The following is an 18472-nucleotide window of genomic DNA, read 5'->3' on the forward strand; positions in this document are numbered from 1 at the left end:
AACCTGCCAAGCAGGCGAGCCTTCTTGCCTTCAATCTTGACAGGGAACATGAGAGACTTCGAGGTGCTGAGCGGGCGAAATATCTGAAAGCGATTGCCGCAGGTATTCGCGCCCGTCAGGCGGAAATAGCGCTCCTCGAGGTCCGGGATAATGGTAAGCCGCTGCCTGAGGCGGATTGGGATATCGGGGACGCCGCGGGATGCTTTGAATTCTATGCTAATCTCGCGGAACAGTTCGATAACGGGGCGGAGGAGGCGATCACCCTTCCCGATGCTCGCTTCACCTCAAAGGTTGTCAAGGAACCGTTAGGGGTCGCGGCCGCTATCATCCCGTGGAACTATCCCTTGCTGATGGCCCCTTGGAAGGTTGCGCCTGCGCTGGCCGCCGGCTGTACGGTGGTGTTGAAGCCTTCCGAGTTGACGCCGCTAACCGCTCTGGAACTCGCAGCAATTGCAGACGATGTCGGATTGCCAGGGGGAGTACTCAATGTCGTCACTGGTCTAGGTGGCGAAGCGGGGCAGGCGCTCGCGCAGCATCCCGGTCGACAAGCTGGCATTCACGGGTTCGGTTCCGACTGGCTCGAAGATCATGGCCGCTGCCGCCCGCGACATCAAAAGGGTCAGTCTCGAACTCGGCGGAAAGTCGCCGTTTCTGATCTTCGAAGATGCCGACATCGAGCAGGCCGTCGAGTGGATCATGTTCGGTATCTTCTGGAACCAGGGTCAGGTGTGCTCGGCGACATCGCGCGTCCTTGTACAGGAACGACTTTACGCACCTCTTCTGGAAAGGTTGGTATCCGAAACAAAGAGGATCAAGATTGGCGGCGGCGACGGCGAGGGCGTCTTGCTAGGACCTCTCGTGTCGCAGCGGCAGTACGAACTTGTCACAAAGTCGATCTCGGTTGCAAAGGACGCAGGCGCCAATGTGGTCACCGGCGGAAATCGTCCCGAAGGTCTCGACAAAGGGTATTTTCTCGAACCGACGATCCTGACGGACGTACCGCTCGACAGTGCAGCTTGGACCGAAGAAATCTTCGGCCCGGTCGTCTGTATAAGGCCGTTCTCGGTAGAAGATGACGCTGTGCGCCTGGCGAACGATTCCCGTTTTGGTCTAGCCGCCGCCGTGATGTCGAAAGACGAAGCTCGGGCTGAGCGCGTTGCGGCTGCTTTGCGTGCTGGCATCGTATGGATCAACTGCTCTCAGCCAACGTTCACCGAAGCCCCGTGGGGTGGCTACAAACAGTCGGGCGTTGGACGTGAACTGGGGCGATGGGGGTTCGAAAACTATCTCGAAACGAAACAGATCACGAAGTATGCCACCGACCAACGATGGGGTTGGTACATAAAGGACTAAGGCCGGGGTATTTCATGAAGACCTGGTTTTGTCACCGGAGTTTCACGCGGCCTTGGTTTGGCAATCGCCAAGGCCGCGCTCCCGGATGGTAATCGGGTGGTCGGCACCGTTCGAAACAATCCTCCGGACTTGGAGAGGTTGGGTCAGTTTCACGCTATCAAGGTGGACATGCAGGACGTGGCGGCAATGGAATTTGCCGTCCAGGAGGCTTTTTCTATTGCCGCCACGATCGATGTCGCCGTGAACAACGCTGGATACGGCTTGTTGGAGACTGTCGAAGAATCTACCGACGAAGAACTCAGGTCCCTATTCGAAGTCAATGTATTTGCGCCGATACGAGTGGCGCGCCTTTTCCTTCCTCATCTGAGACGGCAATGGTTGGGGCATATTGTATTTATAACGTCGATTGCAGGCAGAGCGCCGAGCCTTGGAGCAGCCTTGTACTCAGCGGCCAAACATGCGGTCGAAGGGTTCGCGTCGTCACTTGCGGCTGAGGTTGCGCCGACGGGGATCAAAGTTACTGCCGTGGCTCCAGGGCAGTTCAGGACCGAGTTTCTTAGCGCCGCCTCCGTACGCAAGAGCCGAGCGGCGGATCGTGGCTACGCTGGGACCGTGGGCAGAACAATGGCCGCGCTCGGTGCGGTCGATCGCAACCAACCGGGCAACCCTGAAAAAGCGGCAGAAGTTATCGTGGATTTGGTGAAGTCGGCATCGCCCCCGCTCCACCTATTGCTCGGAACTGACGCCTTATCGCGGGCACGGCAGAAAATGAGCAAGTGACAGTGGAGATGCAGGAATGGGAGGATTGTACGCGACGAACTGATTTCATGGCGGCCCATCGCGATAGTAAGACATCTAACCATCGCATTTCGATCCGATAAAGGGAGGCATCCACCGCTCGAAAATCCCATCGGCTCCCACCCTTGACAACCCTTGCCGCCTTCGAGGCGGCGGCTAGGGAGCGGCAGTTTCAAGCAAGCAGCGGATGAGTTGAACACGAACGCAGCCGTATGCCGCCAGTCCAGAGCTTTAGAAAACGAACTCGGCGAATGGTTGTTCAGCGAGACAAGCGTGGCGTCAAACTCACGCCGCCGGGTCAGGACCTGTTCTCTGAGATAGCGGCGAGGTTTGCGCGATGCGCCGCCGCGATCGAGGCGGTAAAGCCGGAGCGTGCGTTGGAAAGCGTCACATCGCTGCACCGATGCATTTGCAACGGGGTGTTTGATGCCGAGAATGCCGGACTTTTGGTCAAGGGATTCCGGCATTTCGATCAACTATTTCGTTTCGGATCACGTGCAAGATTTCAGGTACACAGAGATTGGTCTGTTCATACTTACTGCGACTGGCACCTGGCCAAACGAGCAAACCCATCCTTTTTCGAGGACTTGACTACCCAGGCGCTGGCCGCGTTTCGCGGAGTTGCACGAACCTATAGATTGCGGACAGGCTAAAGACCTTCCGTTGTTGCACATGGATTGGACAAATCCGGACTGGCCGCTGTGGCAGGATTTTGTCGCTGTCATTTTCACGCTCTCCGAGCGCATCCACTTCTCGAAGTATGTGCTCATGCTGTCCGCTGCCGAAGCAGATTAGGGAATAGCCTTGGGATGGCATTCCCTTGTCCATCCTCTCATACAGCAGAGAAAACTAGTACGAACAACACTGGGTATGCAGGATCCGATCGGTTTTTTGTATCGCGTGCCACGGGAATAAGCCGCTCTCCAATGCTGCGAAACTCTTCAAATCATGATTAATCGAGCAGGCGGTGAATGCCCAAACCAGTAGAATTGCAGCGTGGTTGAAAGCGGATTTGGCTTTGATCTCAAACCCCTAGGCCGTGAACTCAAGATGTGATGAGTTTTTTGCGCGGTACGGCGCGCCCATCTCAATGGTAAGCCTAAGTCAACCGCCATGTAAGCGCGGCGGTTTGGATACGCAGTGAGCAAGTCTGTCTTGCAAGCCCAAGATGGAGAACCCGATGATCTCAGGAAACGACATGGCAAAGCTCCTCGACGGACGCCAACCGGGTTTTGCGCTCGAGCGGGAATTTTATACTGACCCAGACATATTCCGCCTGGACTTAGAGCATATCTGGTACCGCGAGTGGATCTTTGCGGGCCATGCCTGCGAACTCCCGAAGACGGGCAGCTATATGACGCTCCAGATCGGCGAATATCCGATCATGATCGTGCGGGATGCAAAAGGCACCATCCGTGCGATGCACAATACTTGCCGGCATCGCGGAAGCAAAATCTGCAAGGACGCGAAGGGTACGTCTGCCAAGCTTGTCTGTCCTTACCACCAGTGGACCTACGACCTGGACGGCAAGCTCATTTTTGCCCGGCAAATGGGGGATTTCGACAAAACGGATTACGCCCTTTTTCCGGTCGCCTGCGAAGTCGTGGAGGGCACAATATTTATCTGCCTGGCTGAACACCCCAGCGATTTCAGTCGAGTCCGCAACCAATTCGCCTCCTATGTCTTGCCGCATAATCTCATGGACGCGAAGGTCGCGTATGAGAACACCATTATCGAAAAGGGGAACTGGAAACTCGTCTGGGAAAACAACCGCGAATGCTACCATTGTGCGGTAAATCACCCGGAGCTCTGCATGTCGCTTCCCGAGGCGCCCACGGCTCTCGGGGTCGCCAACGGCGCGATCGACGACGACGTGAGGGACCTTTGGTCTCGCTGTGAAACGGCAGGGCTGAGAGCGGAGTTCCAGATTGACCCCTCAGGGCAATTTCGAGCAATGCGCGTGCCGCTTTTGAATGGCGCTACCAGCTACACAATGGATGGTTTGCCGGCAGTGTCTCGGGCGATCACGGACACCCGGAACGTCGACAACATTGGTGCGCTTCTTTTCTATCATTATCCGTCCAGCTTTAATCACTATCTAGCCGATTACATCGTCACATTCCGTATCACCCCGATCAGCGCCACCGAAACTGCGGTGACGACAAAGTGGCTGGTTCACAAAGATGCGGTCGAAGGTGTGGACTACGACAAGGATCGATTGATCCATGTTTGGATCGAGACGAACGACCAGGACCGTCAGATCGTAGAGGACAACGCCGCGGGAGTTATGTCTCCGGCTTACAAGCCTGGACCCTATTCGCAAGTCCATGAAGGTGGTGTTCTCCAGTTCGTCGAGTGGTATGCTTCCTTCATGCGGCCAAGGCTCGAAGGCGGGTCGCGGCCGCCGCTCCTGAGTGTCGCATGACCGAAGCTCCACGTATCGTTCCGGGCGATGCGCAACACGTCCATGCCGCGCCCGTCCTTAATAAGAATATCTGGAAGGGCGGTGCCGAGCGCCTGCGCGTGCTGAACGTCGTTGACGAAGCGCCTGACGTGAAGACATTCACATTTCTTCCCGAGACTGCTGCCTTGTTCGATTACAGGGCGGGGCAATTCCTGACGCTTGATCTCCCTGCGCCCTCAGGACCTCTTCTGAGGACATATACGATCTCTTCGACACCCTCGCGGCCAATGTCGCTTTCCGTGACGGTGAAGGCCCAGGCAGCCAGCGTTGGCACGCGTTGGATGTTCGAAAATCTTGTTCCTGGAAGCTTCGTGAGGGCGGTCGGCCCTGCCGGCAATTTCACCTTGGATCTGGCGAAGCGAAGCAACCTGCTCTTTGTTTCGGCCGGATCCGGGATTACGCCGATGATGTCGATGCTGCGCTGGCTGGCAGACGTATCTCCGGATACTGACGTTGGATTCCTTCACTGTGCGCGCAGTCCCGCTGACATTATCTTTAAAGAGGAGCTCGTTTTCCTCGCACGCTTGATGCCGAATTTGAGGCTTGGCTTCCTAGTTGAAGAGCGAGACCGTGCAAACGCCTGGTCAGGCATGGTTGGCCGGCTGGACCTCGTAAAGTTGAGGGCTTTGTTTCCCGATTTTGCGGGTCGCGAGGCTTACTGCTGCGGACCGGATCCTTTTATGAAATGGGTTCGGAACCTCGTGCTCTCCAACGGCTTGCCGGAGGCCAATTATCACGAGGAAGCATTTACGTTTCCCGCGATGCCGGTCGTTGAGACAAATGAAGCCAAAATTACGTTGCAGCCGGAAGTCAGACCGCATGTCGCTATAAATCTCGTTCGATTTCGGGTCTCCGAAAAAGAGCATCCGGGTAGTCCCGAGGAGACCTTGCTTCAAACCGCCCGCAAAGCCGGTGTTAGCATCTTGTCGGTCTGTGAAATGGGGCTTTGTGGCACCTGTAAGGTGATGAAAGTTTCTGGCGACGTCACGATGGAACACAATGGCGGCATTACGGACGACGAAATTGAACAGGGCTACATTCTCGCCTGTTGTTCACGCCCGACGTCGCCTGTCGAAATCGAGGTATAACGAAAGCACTATAAATGTTGGATGATAGCGTTGGCTTCCGTGTTTGCGTAGCCGCTATAATATTCAATAATAAGGTGTACGAATGGGTTCCAGTTCAAACATAGCAGAAGTGAAAATCTGGAGAATTCCGACGTTCTCCGTAAAAGAGGAATGGAGAGCAGAGGATTCGCCATGGCCGACGGTGCCGATCAACTTTCTGGTGCGAGTGACACTGGAGAATGGAATTTTTGGCATCGGAGAAATATCGACGCAGCTCTGGTACCTCAACGAAACACCCGAGCAGATTCAGAGCGCCATCCAACTTTGTGATGATTGCCTCCGTGGCGCCGACATAGCCAATGTAGCCCTTTGCCATGAGTTAATGCTTAAAACTTATGGCGGCGGTTCGATTGGCGCCCGAGGTGCGCGGTCGGGTGTCGACATGGCGATTTGGGACGCCATCGGGAAATTGTATAGCGTTCCCGTTTTCAAGTTGCTTGGAGGGGGAAATCCAGCGCCCATTCCACTCATGTTTTGCACTTATGAAACCACGCCCGAACGGGTTGCGAAAGAATGTGAACAGGCCCTTTCAAGAAACTACAGTGCTATCAAGGTGAAGGTGGGTGACAGTTTGCTGGCGGCAGGGTGGAGCCACCGTGCTTTGGTTGCAGAGAACGACAAGATTGCCGCCGCTCTGGAGGTTATCCCAAAGGAAATCATGGTGGACGCGGATGCGAACCAGGCCTGGGGTAACGCAGGTTCCGCTGTTGCAGCTCTTCGCGTGTTCCAGGGACATTCGAACCTCTCGATAGAGCAGCCGCTCCATCTCGACGACCTCAGTGGTTCGGCATATGTGCGTAAAACTGCCGGCTTCCCCCTGATCCTCGATGAATCGGTTTGGTCGGCTGAGGCGATGATTGCGATCTTAAAAGCCGAAGCTTGCGATCGCGTGGTATGCAAAATCAATCGCCTCGGCGGTTTGTCCGAAGCCCGAAAGGTCGTAGCCATATCCGAGGCCGCCGGCGTTGGCGTGAGCGTCGATACGGCGCCTTATACGATTCTTGGTGATACGTCGGCATGCCATCTGGCTGCATCTTGCAAGACCACGTTCCCGTTCGACGAAGGCCATCTCTCTATGATCAACATCAACGGCCCGAACCCATTTTCGGGAGGCGCGAAGTCCGAGAATGGTAACATCAGTCTTCCCGACGCTGAGGGCTATGGCATCGAAGTTGACTGGGACATCGTCGAAGGCTGGTAAGGGCGCCGTTCAATGCGGCGCTGCGGCACTTACTAAGGCGACAGTCGCCGCTGTCGACAAACTCAAGGTGACGCAATGCTTCTAATTCCTCCCCAACTGGCCGTCCTTTTGGACGGCCGCTTTTTTTGGAAATAGTGCAATGAAGATTGTGGAAATCCACCTCTATTCGCACAGTTTGCCAGTCAAGAACGGCCCCTACAAGATCGCAAGCAGCATTGTTCACGCGCTCGACACGACCCTTGTGAAAATCGTTGCTGACAATGGCCTCTTCGGTTGGGGCGAAACCTGCCCTGTCGGTCCGACCTATCAACCCCAGCACTCTAAAGGCGCCTTGGCCGCGCTTGGGGAGATGGCTCCGGGGCTGATGGGTGCCGATCCGCTTCAACCGCTGGCATTCCGCCGCAGGATGGACGGCCTCTTGAGCGGCCATCGTTATGCCAAGGCTGCGTTAGACATCGCGGCTTACGACGTTTTGGGGAAACACGTGAACATGCGCGTCGCCGACCTGTTGGGCGGCGCGGTAACCGAGCGCGTACCGTCTTATTACGCATCCGGGATCGGAGAGCCGGACGAGATTGCCCGCATCGCTGAAGAACGCGCGAGCGAAGGTTATCCACGCCTACAGATCAAAGTTGGCGGAAACCGTCCGATCGAAGTCGATATCGCGGTGGTCAGGAAGGTGTGGGAGCGCGTAGGCACCCGCGTCCGGCTCGCCGTCGACGGCAACCGGTCGCTGACGACCCGGGACACGCTGCGTCTCAGCCGCGAGTGCCTGGACATCCCTTTCATCATCGAACAGCCTTGCAACACGATCGAGGAACTCAAGGCTATCCGCAGCCGCCTTCACCACGGCCTCTACCTGGACGAAAACAGCGAGGACCTGAACACCGTGATTCGCGTCGTCGGCGATGGCATCTGCGATGGTTTCGGCATGAAGGTCACTCGTATCGGCGGCCTGCATCCGATGACAACGTTCCGCGACATTTGCGAGACCCGCTCAATGCCGCATACTTGCGACGACGCCTGGGGCGGCGACATCATCGCGGCCGCTTGCACGCATATCGGCGCGACGGTCAAGCCCCAGCTGCTCGAGGGGGTATGGCTCGCCCAACCCTATGTGGACGGCAACTACGATGCGGAAAACGGCGTCAAAATCGAAGGCGGGCACATCAAGCTGCCCACCGGACCGGGACTTGGCGTGATTCCGGATGAGAGCTTGTTTGGAGAGCCCGTGGCTTCTTTCGGCTGATACGGGTCGAAGTTCCATGGGCTGCGATGTGTAGCGGTCGGCAGACGCCCGCTACAGGTCTGCATTAGTTAGCAGTACTCTCAGAGCGACTTTTTGAGCTCACTCGTCCGGAAGGACGACCAGTTTTCCAAAGAAGTCCTTTGATTTGAATGCCTCTTGAGCTTTCGAGATTTCACTTAAAGGAAAACTTTTGGCAAGTTGGGGAACGATTTTCCCAGACTGAACCAGGCTCACCAATTCTTTGAATTCGTCTCTCGTCCAAATGGTGGATCCAATTAACTCGAGATGACGCAAATATAGCACTCTTAGGTCAAGCGTGACTCTCGGGCCCGCAATAGCGCCGGCTGTCACATATCGACCGCCCTCGGGACGGAGATTTTGGAGCAATACTTCGAAGGCGGGTCCTCCGACGACGTCGGCGAGCACATCGGCTTCCCGCCCGTTTAAAGCGTTTCGGACATCATTGCCGATATCAGCACTTTCCCTTCCAACGACGTAATCCGCTCCAATCCGTCGAACTTCCTGTTCCTTACCCCGACCGACAATCGCCAGCACCTCTGCTCCTCGGGCTTTTGCGAGTTGCACAAGCCCGGTACCCACACCTCCTGAAGCGCCTGTGACGATCACGATTTCGCCAGCCACTTGCCGGGCGCGGTTCAGCATATGTAGCGCTGTACCGTATGCTGACGGGAAGCTCGCCAGTTGCGCGTCGGACAAAGCGGTCTCAACTTCGAGAGCGCTTTCTGAAGGAGCGGTCACGAATTGAGCGAATCCACCGTCACGCTCACTGCCGAAGTGCCCGGCGCCATACAAGCGGTCACCAGTTTGACGCATTACGGGATCAACCAGGACGCGCTGCCCGATACGTTTCTTGTCAATGTTTGAACCGACCGCGACAATTCTGCCTGCAATGTCGATGCCCTGAATACGTGGGAAAGCCAGAGGCTCTCCCCGCCATCCAACCGCTTGGGAGGACCCGAGCACAGTGTTGTAGGCTCCCTCCCTCGCCCATATATCAGTGTTGTTTACCCCAGCAGCACCAACCTTGATCAGGACTTCGTCCGCCTGGACATTCGGCAACGGGACGTCGCTACGATATTGCAGCTTCTCTGGCCCACCATGACCGGTCAGCAACACTGCTTTCATATGCGTCGGAACGGCAACAGTCATGTCATACCTATTATTCGTGATGATTTATATGGCGCATGCCTAACACGGACCGAAATGATCGCGCCGCGTAAAAAAACTCACTACCTCTTGAGATTAGCGCCGGCGTAAGGCGTTACCAAGACTATCAGGCGGCCCGTGCTTGCAAATTCGACGCGAGCAGGCATTGATAGCTTGTCAGCAACGACGAGGTCCGCCGATACTCCGGCGTCCCTCATCCCTCTAGGATAAGCCTATTTTGCCGGTCGAATGCAGGACCGAGACGCGGCGCGACCGCGGACCTTCTCACCACCTGCCGCCCGCATGTGACAATTATGAATTCTCCACGTCAGTAAGTCCTGCTGCCGTGCCGGGTGCGCGGCATGGCTGACGCCGCATCAAGCCGCCGTACGTCGGCACGCTATAGCGGCCCTGAGGATTATGGTAGTCATTGAAGGGCGGCGGAAAGACCCTGCTGTCGTCTTTGCCGCCTCCGTCTTGCCGGTTCCGCCTCCCATGTCGCCAGAGCAACAACTGCTATTTGAAGCTGGCGACCGGGTCACCGATCATGCTTCTATCGACCGTGATGCCAAGCCCCGGGCCGGTCGGCGCCGCACCGCGTCCATTTTTCACGCGGGGTTGGTAGCCTGCAATATGTCCATCGGTCCAGTCGTTGAAGAACGAAGTCTGGAGAAGGTGCGACGGCCGCGAACTGGCGGCTACATGGGAGACGGCGGCGGCGCAGACATCTCCGCCCCAGATGTCTTCGATGTTGAAGTGCAGACCGAGATTCTGGGCCGTATCTCTCATGCTCACAGCCCTGGTAATTCCACCGACGCGCCCGATCTTGATGTTGATGCCTGCCGCGCCGACTTCATACTTCGCCTGGTGCAAGTCACCACAATTCACGACGCTTTCATCCATGATCAGGGGCAACGGGCTGATTTTTCGAAGCAGTGCGCAATCCGCCAGCTCCCTGCAGGGCTGTTCGAACCATAGGTTCAGGTCCTCCAGAGCCCGCATTCCGACCGACGCCTCGAGCAGGGTCCAGCCCGCATTGGCGTCGACATAGAGGAACACGTCCTCATCCGCTTCCTCCACGATCGCACGGACACGCGCTGCATCCCCTTTGGGATCGTCACCGACCTTGAGCTGGAAACGCCGAATGCCCGCTTTGGCTCGCTGGCGAAGGAAATCGATATTTGCCTCGGTGGATGCGAGCGGTATGGCCTCGAAGATCGGCAGATCGTCGCTCAGGACGCCTCCCAGCAAGGCCGCGACGGGCATATCGACCGATTTTCCGAAGATGTCCCAGCAGGCAACGTCGAAGGCACTCTTCGCGTTGAGCTGGCCCATCAATATGCTGTCCATGATCGCTTCGATCCGCCGGGTCGCGCGAGGGTCCTGGCCGATCAGGTTCGGCGCGAGTTCTCGGAGGGCCGCTCGTGTGCCGCCGGCAAACAGCGGCAGATAATTGCCCGACAGGATAGCGGCTTCGCCCCATCCCTCGATCCCGTTGTCGGTTATTATCCGAACCAGGTTGGACGGCTGCTGGCTCGCCGCCCGACCCTTGGACATCGCATAGGTCCCGTGGATGTAGGTAAGCTTGTATTCGTAGAGTTCAATGGCGGCGATCTTCATATCGGGAACCTTTGTAACAGATAGAATGCTGGAGCTTCATGTGTCCAGTTTTGGGTCGTATAGGGTGAGGCTCGCCTCGGCGACGGGATCAACCCTCCCTGGACCAGCCCATCCGGTAGACGCGACCCGTCTGAGACCCCTCGATGCTTTTCAAGTAGCCGAGGACGACATCACGCACCGGCAGGGGCTTCACCCCGGGGAAGAACTCCCCGTACGCGCCCAAAGATTCCTCGACGAGGGTCGGGCTCACCGCGTTGATGCGAATGTCCCGTCGCATCTCGATCGCCGCGCCTTTGACGAAGCCTTCCAGCCCTCCATTCACCAGGGACGATGCCGCGCCCTGGACGATTGGATCATCGTTGGTGAGACCGGAGGTTAAGGTGAATGACCCGCCATCGTTTATCTGGTTCAAGCCCTTGAGGACCAAATTCACTTGCCCCATCAGCTTGCTGCGCAGGCCGATCTCGAATTGTTCGGGCGTGAAGTCCGCGAGATACGCATAGTGAACGGCGCCAGCCATGCATGCCAGTGCATCGAACCCGCCAAGCTCTTTGAAGAACTGATCTATTGAGGCAGGGTCGGCGATGTCCACGCGAAGATCGCTACCCGTGCGACCGGCGCTGATCACCTTATGTCTTCGGCGCAGCTCGGCAGCGACTGCGGAGCCGATCGTGCCGGAAGCTCCTACGAGAACGATTTTCATCGGATCAGGCGTTCAGGTGTTCGAGGGCGGCGCGAAGAGCCTTTTCCTGACTGGCGGACAGCGGCCCCAGCGGCTTGCGGACATGGCCGGTACCGAACCCACGCCACTGCGCTGCCTTGAGGACCGACGGCGTATAGGGGGCCCGCCAAATGTAAAGCAACGACGGCAGCATCTTCGCCCAAAGGGCGAGCGCCTGATCCAGGCGCTTTGCGGCGACGTGTTCATACAGCTGGACGGCTTCCTTCGGCATATAGTTCGCTGCACCCCAAATGACCCCGGGGACACCCGCCATGAGCGCATAGACGGTGATCGTGTCGCACCCGTTCAGAACGCCGCGGCTGATCTGCAGATATTCCTGATGGGTGGTGAAGTCGCCGCCGCTATCCTTGATGAAGTTGAAGTTGCTCAACTCGTTGAGACGACGGAACAGGTCCGGGGAGACCGACAGACCGGTTGCCTGCGGGATATTGTAGCCGACGATATCGATGCCGACCGCATCATTGACCTCCGAGTAGAAGCGAACAATGCCGTCATCATCGGAGGGCCCCTCGAAATAGGGCGGAAGGACCATGATGGCATCGGCACCGATGGACTCCGCATGTTTCGACCGGCGAATGACCTCGTCCATGTTCAGGGCCGACGACTGGCAGATAATGCTGCAACGACCGTCGATGCGCTTCGCTCCGAGTTCATAGAGACGGTTGCACTCGGCTTCGGTCAGGTATGGATGCTGACCCGTTCCAGCACCCAAAACGAGTCCATGCACGCCGGCGTCGATAAACTTGTCGATCAGTTCCTCGAAGACGCCGTATTCGATTTCCCCGTTCGCGTTGAACGGGGTCTGCATCGCCAAATTGATGCCTTTCAGATCAGCCATTTCTTCTCTCCCTTGAATCCTAGACTTCTGCGCCTGCTTGCCGGAAGCGCATAAAGGTCACAAAACCTACGCCCATCGACGTTATGATCCGCGGATAGGGACGACTTGGGCTCGCGCGACTCTTCAGGATGTCGATGACAGGCGACGACATTCCGCATGCCAACTCGGCGACTGCCTTTCCGAATGCGGCGCCGCGCGCGACGCCCGTGCCGTTACAGAATGCCGCCCCGTACACGCCCTGCGCCAGTTCGCCGAAGACCATCCCGCCATTCTGTGCCAACGTCAGCAGTCCGCCCCAGCTCGCCTCGAAACCCATCTTGGAAATCTGCGGCCAACGGCGGTCGAAAGCGACCTGCTGCTGGATGCGGGCCTTCTTCACGTCGGCTTCCGTGGTCTTGAAGTCGGTGGCATAGGAATAGACGTTCCGCAGGAATAGACGGCCGTCGACTGTCCGGCGGACCGTCGTGCCGAAGCTGTCGGCTGGGATGAGGCCGTAGGCGGAACGATCCCCGACCTGCGCCAACTCGGACTGCGTCAACTCCCGTGTCATGCTCGCGAAGGTGTAAAGCGGTATCGCGCGGTGCTTGAAGAACCCGAATTTCGTCAGACAGCCTGACGCACACAGAATTATCTTCTTTGCACGGATAATTCCCGCGGGTGTCTCGCAGATGTGCTTCGAACCGTCCAAAGTCATCCCGATGACCGAGGTGTCTTCGTGAACGGTTACGTTGGAAGGCAGGGCGCGTGCCGCGTTCTTCAGGTACTTCGCGGGCTGAACGAGGATGGTGCCGGGATGGTGAAGCGCCCTGATGTAGTGCCTGCTTCCGGTGATCTTGTGGATCTCTGGTTTCTCGACCCAGCTGTATTTCTGTCCAAGAAGGTCCAGGGCTTCGGAAAAGCGCCTCAGATTTTCGACGCCATGATCGGTCGCCGCGCTGTGGTATTTGCCTTGAGTGTCCCAATCGCAGTCGACGCCGCGCTCTTCGACCGCGCTCCGGATGTACGATATGCCGTCGAGATTGACGAAAAGCTCTTCCTTATTACCTTTGATGTCCTCGACGAAATCCTTCTTGCGGGGATTGTGGGCGAGATCAATGACGAAGCCCATGGACCGGCCCGACGCGTTGTTGCCGATCCGGCCCGCATCGACCAGTAGGACGCGCGCGTCAGGATTGAGCTCGGCGAATCTTCGGGCCGCATGAAGGCCCATCCATCCGGCACCGACAACGAGGCATTCGCACTCCACGTCGCCGCGCTGAGGTATCAGCGGCAGGCTCGCTCCAGAAGTCAAAAACCAGCCAGACGGCGTCGGCTCCGGATGGGGCGGGTCAATCGCAATACGCTTATCAGAACGTGCTAGGGATGCCACGGTCAGCTCGCTTAGACGGCTAATCGGAAACACTGGAGAGCGTCCGATAAGATGTGTTCGTCATGACCTTCTAGCGTGGCAGGGTTTCTGCTCGTAGACGGGAAAGATCGAGGCTGATATAGAATGACTTGATGTCAAAGCTTCGTAGACTGGTTCCTTCTCCTCAATCGCTGTTCGTTTTCGAAGCGGCTGCACGGCATCTCAGTTTCAAAGCCGCCGCATTGGAGCTCAATGTGACGCAACCGAGCATTTCGTATGCGATCAAGCTGTTCGAGAAGCATTGCGGTACCGAGCTTTTCGAGCGGGACAATCGCGGCGTTCACCTGACGGAAGCCGGTATCCAGTTATACGAGGAAGTGCGCTCGGGATTCCGGGGAATCGAGCAGAAGCTGTCAACCATCTCGGGCGGTGGCGCCAAGTACATCACATTCGCCGCGTCGTCATCGATCACCGCTCATTGGCTCGCGCCCCAGCTATATCACTTCCAGGAGGAGCATCCGGATGTCCGGATTAAGGTGGTTTCGACAGATCGTGATATCGAACCGGACAATGAAGTGGATATTACCTCCTGGGTCCGGCCTCGCAATTTCTCGCGAGACAACAGCTGGTATATAGCAGACGAAGTGGTATTCCCGGTATGCTCGCCGGGTTATCTGAATTCACATCCGAAACCGGAGACGGTGAACGACCTCGTCAAACACAAGCTGCTTCATTCTTCCGATTTATACCGCAAGCGAATGAGCTGGTCTGAATGGATGAAATTAGCCGGTAGTGACGCAACTGAGATTCAACCTGACATCGTGTTCAATGACTATCAGCTCACACTACAGGCAGCTTTGGCGGGAGAAGGAATTTCTCTCGGCTGGGCGATGTCCGCACAGCAACTGCTGAACAACCGTTTGCTCGTGCGTCCGCTGGATATAGAAATCCGGACAGACCGAGCCCATTTCCTGCTTGCGAACGAAAAAGCGACTGCGAACAGTTCATGCAAGAAGATCGTTGATTGGTTTCTCAGTAGCACCTCGGAACTGCGGGGAGCCAGCCTTAGCTCACCGTCGGAATAGACTGTTTCAAAGTCGGTTCCGACATCGGCTGTTGAAGCTTACCGTGGGATTGGCGCATTCAGGTTACGGCACTTCCTCGGGGGACCCGAATGAACAGTTCCGTTCCATGCAACTCGACCGTGTAGCAGGCGAGATCTGCACATCCTGGCGGGGCGTTAAATGCTTCGCCGGTCTCCACGTCGAACTCTGCGAAATGAAGCGGGCATACGATCCGCCGTCCCTCTGTGAAGCCTTCCGACAAAGAGGCATCGGCATGTGGACATCTATCGTAGACGGCGAACGGCCTGCCGTCGAGCAGGCCAGCCGAAACATGACCCGCGGACGTATGCTCGAAGCGCGAAATCTGTCCTTCGCGGAGTTCATCTGCGTGGCACAGGTGTTCAAGCGTCGAGTTCGTGTCGTCGAGGGTTAGGCGCGACCTCGCCAAGGATTCCGAGGAATGGTTCGGCCCTGATATTTTAGACGCAAACCGATGGACGTCGCCCGGTCGATTGATGCCGATCGCGAAGCCATGGAATTCCCAGTACGGTGCAGACCCGTATGAACTGGAGATAGGTTTCGCTGAAGGGTCAGGGAGTCCTACGATCTGCAAGTTCAGGTCGTATTGCGTCGACCAGAACCTAGCAGGGAAGATAGCATCGGTCGGTTTCGAAAGGATCGCTCTCGCTGCCCGTGCGGCCTGTTCATTGGCGTTGTGCCAGCTTTCGATACGTGATCCCTGCATGGCATTGGGTCTCCGCTGACGCGCGACGTCGCCGACGGCGAAAATCCGAGGATCTTCCGTGGCACCATTCTGGTCCGTATCCACTCCATCATGGCAGCTCAGCCCGGCGTGCCTCGCAAGGAGGTCGTTGGCGGTCATTCCAATGGCGACGACAAGAGTGTCCGCCCGTTCGATGATTCCCCCGATCTCCGCCTCAATCCCCTCGGGTGTCTCCCTAAATGTCGGTTCCACGCCTAGACGAAGATGCACTCCCTCCGCGCGATGCCTTGTCTCCAGGAAGTCGCTGACGACCTCAGGAAGCGCTTTCGCACAGAGCCGCTTCTGCCTCGCGAAAAGTGTCACCTCGCAACCAATAGTTCTCGCCGCTGCGGCGATTTCGAGGCCAAGCCATCCTCCTCCAAGGACAAAGAGTCTCGAACTGCGAGCCAGGCGCTGCCTGAAGTGCCACGCGTCTTCTGCGGTGCGGACCGAGTGAACGTGGCCGTACCCTCGATCGATTCCTGGAAGGCGCCGGGCGGATCCGCCAGTAGCGAGAACGAGGAATTCATAGGCATGTCGGCTACCGTCCGACGTTTCGACCATCCGGTTCGCACGATCGATGCTTGTTATACGGTTGTTGAGATGCAATCTGATGTCCAGCCGCTCGATCTCGTCAGGTAGAAGCACGCTGGTTAGTTCCACCTTCCCGTCGTCCCGAAACCCGATCGATTTGGACAATGGAGGGCGCTCGTAGGGAGCGTGACGCTCGTCTCCGAAGATTTCTATGGGGGAATCTGAACCCAAGTCCCGAAGCGCCTTCGCCGTCATGGCTCCGGCTTGGCCACCTCCGACGATTACGATCGGCGCAAGCCCGGGGACCGGCCAGGATACGTTCAGGCGGTCACCGACTTCTATCTCGCCTTCGGTTAGGACGTCGCAATAAATGCCGAAGTTTTTCTCGAACTGCGCAATGAGGGTGCGAAGAACGCGTCGATCCTCGGGCACTCCTTGCTGCTCAAGTGACGTGAAACTGCATCGGCCACACGGCTTCGTGCCGCGTAGCCGAACATTGCCGATCCGGAACTCCTTTCCTAGGAGGCTGTACTCGGGCATCTCACCCGAATCGGGAATGTCGACCAGAATATTGGGCCTGAAGCGACGTTCGTCGATCTCGCTTTCCGGCAGGGACCGACGCAGCGCCTCGATCGACTGCCGACTCAAAAGATGGATCGGGCTGAGCTCGTATCGAGAAGCTGCTATCTTGTTTCCGAGGTGCTCTCCATATCGACAAGCCCGCACTCTCCGGCCGAAGCTCGTTGCCATGGCCTCGGCGATTGCTGGATCGTCGGCGTCGTGCCACCTTTCTGAGTCTCTCGAGATTTGGAGTGTGCCCGCGTCGACAATCCGAGCCGCGAACAGTGGCGCGACGTTCCAATGCTTTTGAATGGAGGGGTAGACGATGTCGTTCGTGTCTTCGTCGAACAGACCGTAAGCCCGATCCAGATCGAGGCCGCGAGATGACACGGGCGCTCGGCGCATGCGCTCGCCCGTCAGTGAGCTGACCGGATAACGCCAAATCTCGAGTGTGGACCCGATATCTCGATCCAGAGGTTCATCGGTCGACGACATCGTTCTCTCCAGGGACTGCATCTTGAGGCGCTTTAGCGGCCAACGCTCCCCAATAGCCACAATCACGGAGGTCAAGGTTGCCAAACGCCTCGCCGGCCCCTCGGCCGGCGCTTGTTTGATACCGGAACGAGGTTCAGCCCTGTAGGCGGAAAAATTGAAGTCTTCGCATTGACTGGATTGATAGCTGGCCAATCAAGCCTCAACATCGACGTTCGACAGCGGCTTGGAGCAGCAGGCAAGGATGAATCCCTCGGCGACTTCCTCGTCAAGGATTCCGCCGTTGTGGTTCATGTCGACCTTTCCAGAGGCCTTCATGAGCGACGCGAGATAGATCATTAGCGTCTATTCAGCGGGGAGAAATCGACCTTCCGACCGCAAAAATTTAGCAGTTTGATATAGAATAGCTTTATACTGTGGCCAAACAGGCGAAAGCGTCGCCAGTGAGTTCCGGCACCGGAAATATGAACTCCCATTATTTTCGCAAGGAAAAACATAGACTTACGCGAGCGTATATGTGAATCTCGCTAGAAGCCCTTCGCTGCAGGGTATCCGCGGCGAACGTGCAATTTCGTTCCTTCGATAAAATGCGCCCCATTTCCAAGTTTGACGGCGAGGTCGGTACCAATCTATCCAATCCGGGTGACCAATGACCAACAAGCTCATGGTAATGGGAGAATTCGATGAGAAGGTACTTGCTTTCATTCGCCGCCCTCGGCACTCTGATGAGTGCCGGCGCTGCCCATGCGGCATGCGGTGACATCACGCTGTCGGCCTTCAATTGGCAATCAGCTGAAGTGAACACCTATGTCGATCAATTCATTCTCAACAACGGCTATGGCTGCAACGTATCGGTAGTTGCTGGCGACACGGTTCCAACTCTCACGTCAATGATCGAGAAAGGTCAGCCAGACGTCTCTCCGGCCGTGTCGCCGTCAGTCGTCGGCGATCTGTATGCGAAAGGCTCTGCCGAAGGCCGCGTCGTCAAAATCGGTGTCGCGATCAGCGATGGTTCCACCTCGGGCTGGTTTATTCCCAAATACGTTGCCGATGCCCATCCGGACATAAAGACCGTCGAAGATGCGATCAAGCACCCGGAACTGTTCCCATCCCCGGAAGATCCGTCAAAGGGGTGGGTCATCCAGGGACCG

General features: G+C 57.0%; 13 protein-coding genes and 2 pseudogenes. 8 read left to right on the forward strand and 7 right to left on the reverse strand.

Translation table 11 applies throughout. The annotated features are described in order from the left end of the window. The 6 genes and pseudogenes from LB528_RS29610 to LB528_RS29635 form a co-directional block, all read left to right on the forward strand. Positions 1 to 1353: pseudogene (locus LB528_RS29610) on the forward strand (aldehyde dehydrogenase family protein); the annotation flags it as partial. A 57-nt stretch (positions 1354 to 1410) separates the two neighbouring features. Further along, on the forward strand, positions 1411 to 2133 hold the full coding sequence (locus LB528_RS29615) for an SDR family NAD(P)-dependent oxidoreductase (protein WP_224513736.1): 723 nt from the start codon (positions 1411 to 1413) through the stop codon (positions 2131 to 2133). Between the two features lie 1198 nt (positions 2134 to 3331). Then, entirely contained in the window at positions 3332 to 4576 is a 1245-nt protein-coding gene (locus LB528_RS29620) for an aromatic ring-hydroxylating oxygenase subunit alpha (protein ID WP_224513735.1), read from the forward strand. Beyond that, positions 4573 to 5703, forward strand: a complete 1131-nt coding sequence (locus LB528_RS29625) for a hybrid-cluster NAD(P)-dependent oxidoreductase (RefSeq protein WP_224513734.1) — start codon at positions 4573 to 4575, stop codon at positions 5701 to 5703. Before LB528_RS29620 ends, LB528_RS29625 begins: the two co-directional genes overlap by 4 nt. 82 nt (positions 5704 to 5785) lie before the next feature. Then, positions 5786 to 6943 (forward strand): mandelate racemase/muconate lactonizing enzyme family protein, encoded by a 1158-nt coding sequence (locus tag LB528_RS29630; protein WP_224717197.1) that lies wholly within the window; start codon positions 5786 to 5788, stop codon positions 6941 to 6943. Between the two features lie 139 nt (positions 6944 to 7082). Continuing rightward, positions 7083 to 8192 (forward strand): mandelate racemase/muconate lactonizing enzyme family protein, encoded by a 1110-nt coding sequence (locus LB528_RS29635; RefSeq protein ID WP_224513730.1) that lies wholly within the window; start codon positions 7083 to 7085, stop codon positions 8190 to 8192. A gap of 99 nt (positions 8193 to 8291) precedes the next feature. On the opposite strand, the gene LB528_RS29640 is transcribed toward LB528_RS29635, so the two are convergent. The 5 genes from LB528_RS29640 to LB528_RS29660 all read right to left on the reverse strand — a co-directional run bounded on the left by LB528_RS29640 (position 8292) and on the right by LB528_RS29660 (position 13928). Further along, complete coding sequence (locus tag LB528_RS29640; RefSeq protein WP_224513728.1) at positions 8292 to 9362, reverse strand: alcohol dehydrogenase family protein; 1071 nt, start codon at positions 9360 to 9362, stop codon at positions 8292 to 8294. A gap of 513 nt (positions 9363 to 9875) precedes the next feature. After that, a complete protein-coding gene (locus LB528_RS29645) occupies positions 9876 to 10979 on the reverse strand; it encodes a mandelate racemase/muconate lactonizing enzyme family protein (RefSeq protein WP_224513726.1) in 1104 nt (367 codons plus the stop codon). Between the two features lie 88 nt (positions 10980 to 11067). Continuing rightward, positions 11068 to 11682, reverse strand: coding sequence for a short chain dehydrogenase (locus tag LB528_RS29650; protein WP_150828489.1), 615 nt, complete (start codon positions 11680 to 11682; stop codon positions 11068 to 11070). Between the two features lie 4 nt (positions 11683 to 11686). Continuing rightward, complete coding sequence (locus tag LB528_RS29655) at positions 11687 to 12559, reverse strand: dihydrodipicolinate synthase family protein (protein WP_150828488.1); 873 nt, start codon at positions 12557 to 12559, stop codon at positions 11687 to 11689. Between the two features lie 19 nt (positions 12560 to 12578). Continuing rightward, on the reverse strand, positions 12579 to 13928 hold the full coding sequence (locus tag LB528_RS29660) for an NAD(P)/FAD-dependent oxidoreductase (protein WP_224513725.1): 1350 nt from the start codon (positions 13926 to 13928) through the stop codon (positions 12579 to 12581). 131 nt (positions 13929 to 14059) lie between these two features. Between LB528_RS29660 and LB528_RS29665 the strand changes: the two genes are divergently transcribed. After that, positions 14060 to 14992 (forward strand): LysR substrate-binding domain-containing protein, encoded by a 933-nt coding sequence (locus LB528_RS29665; protein WP_224717198.1) that lies wholly within the window; start codon positions 14060 to 14062, stop codon positions 14990 to 14992. A gap of 58 nt (positions 14993 to 15050) precedes the next feature. Here the strand turns inward: LB528_RS29665 and LB528_RS29670 are convergent, their stop codons facing one another. Together LB528_RS29670 and LB528_RS29675 are read right to left on the reverse strand one after the other, a co-directional pair. After that, positions 15051 to 17516: an FAD-dependent oxidoreductase gene (locus LB528_RS29670; protein ID WP_224513720.1), complete on the reverse strand. Its 2466-nt coding sequence runs from the start codon at positions 17514 to 17516 to the stop codon at positions 15051 to 15053. Beyond that, positions 17517 to 17642: pseudogene (locus LB528_RS29675) on the reverse strand (hybrid-cluster NAD(P)-dependent oxidoreductase); the annotation flags it as partial. A gap of 374 nt (positions 17643 to 18016) precedes the next feature. Here LB528_RS29675 and LB528_RS29680 point away from each other — a divergent pair. Further along, a partial coding sequence (locus LB528_RS29680; RefSeq protein WP_318012372.1) for a glycine betaine ABC transporter substrate-binding protein occupies positions 18017 to 18472 on the forward strand: 456 nt, incomplete at its 3' end.

It is taken from the genome of Mesorhizobium sp. CA4 (genome assembly GCF_020165075.1).
In the GTDB taxonomy this organism is placed as follows: domain Bacteria; phylum Pseudomonadota; class Alphaproteobacteria; order Rhizobiales; family Rhizobiaceae; genus Mesorhizobium.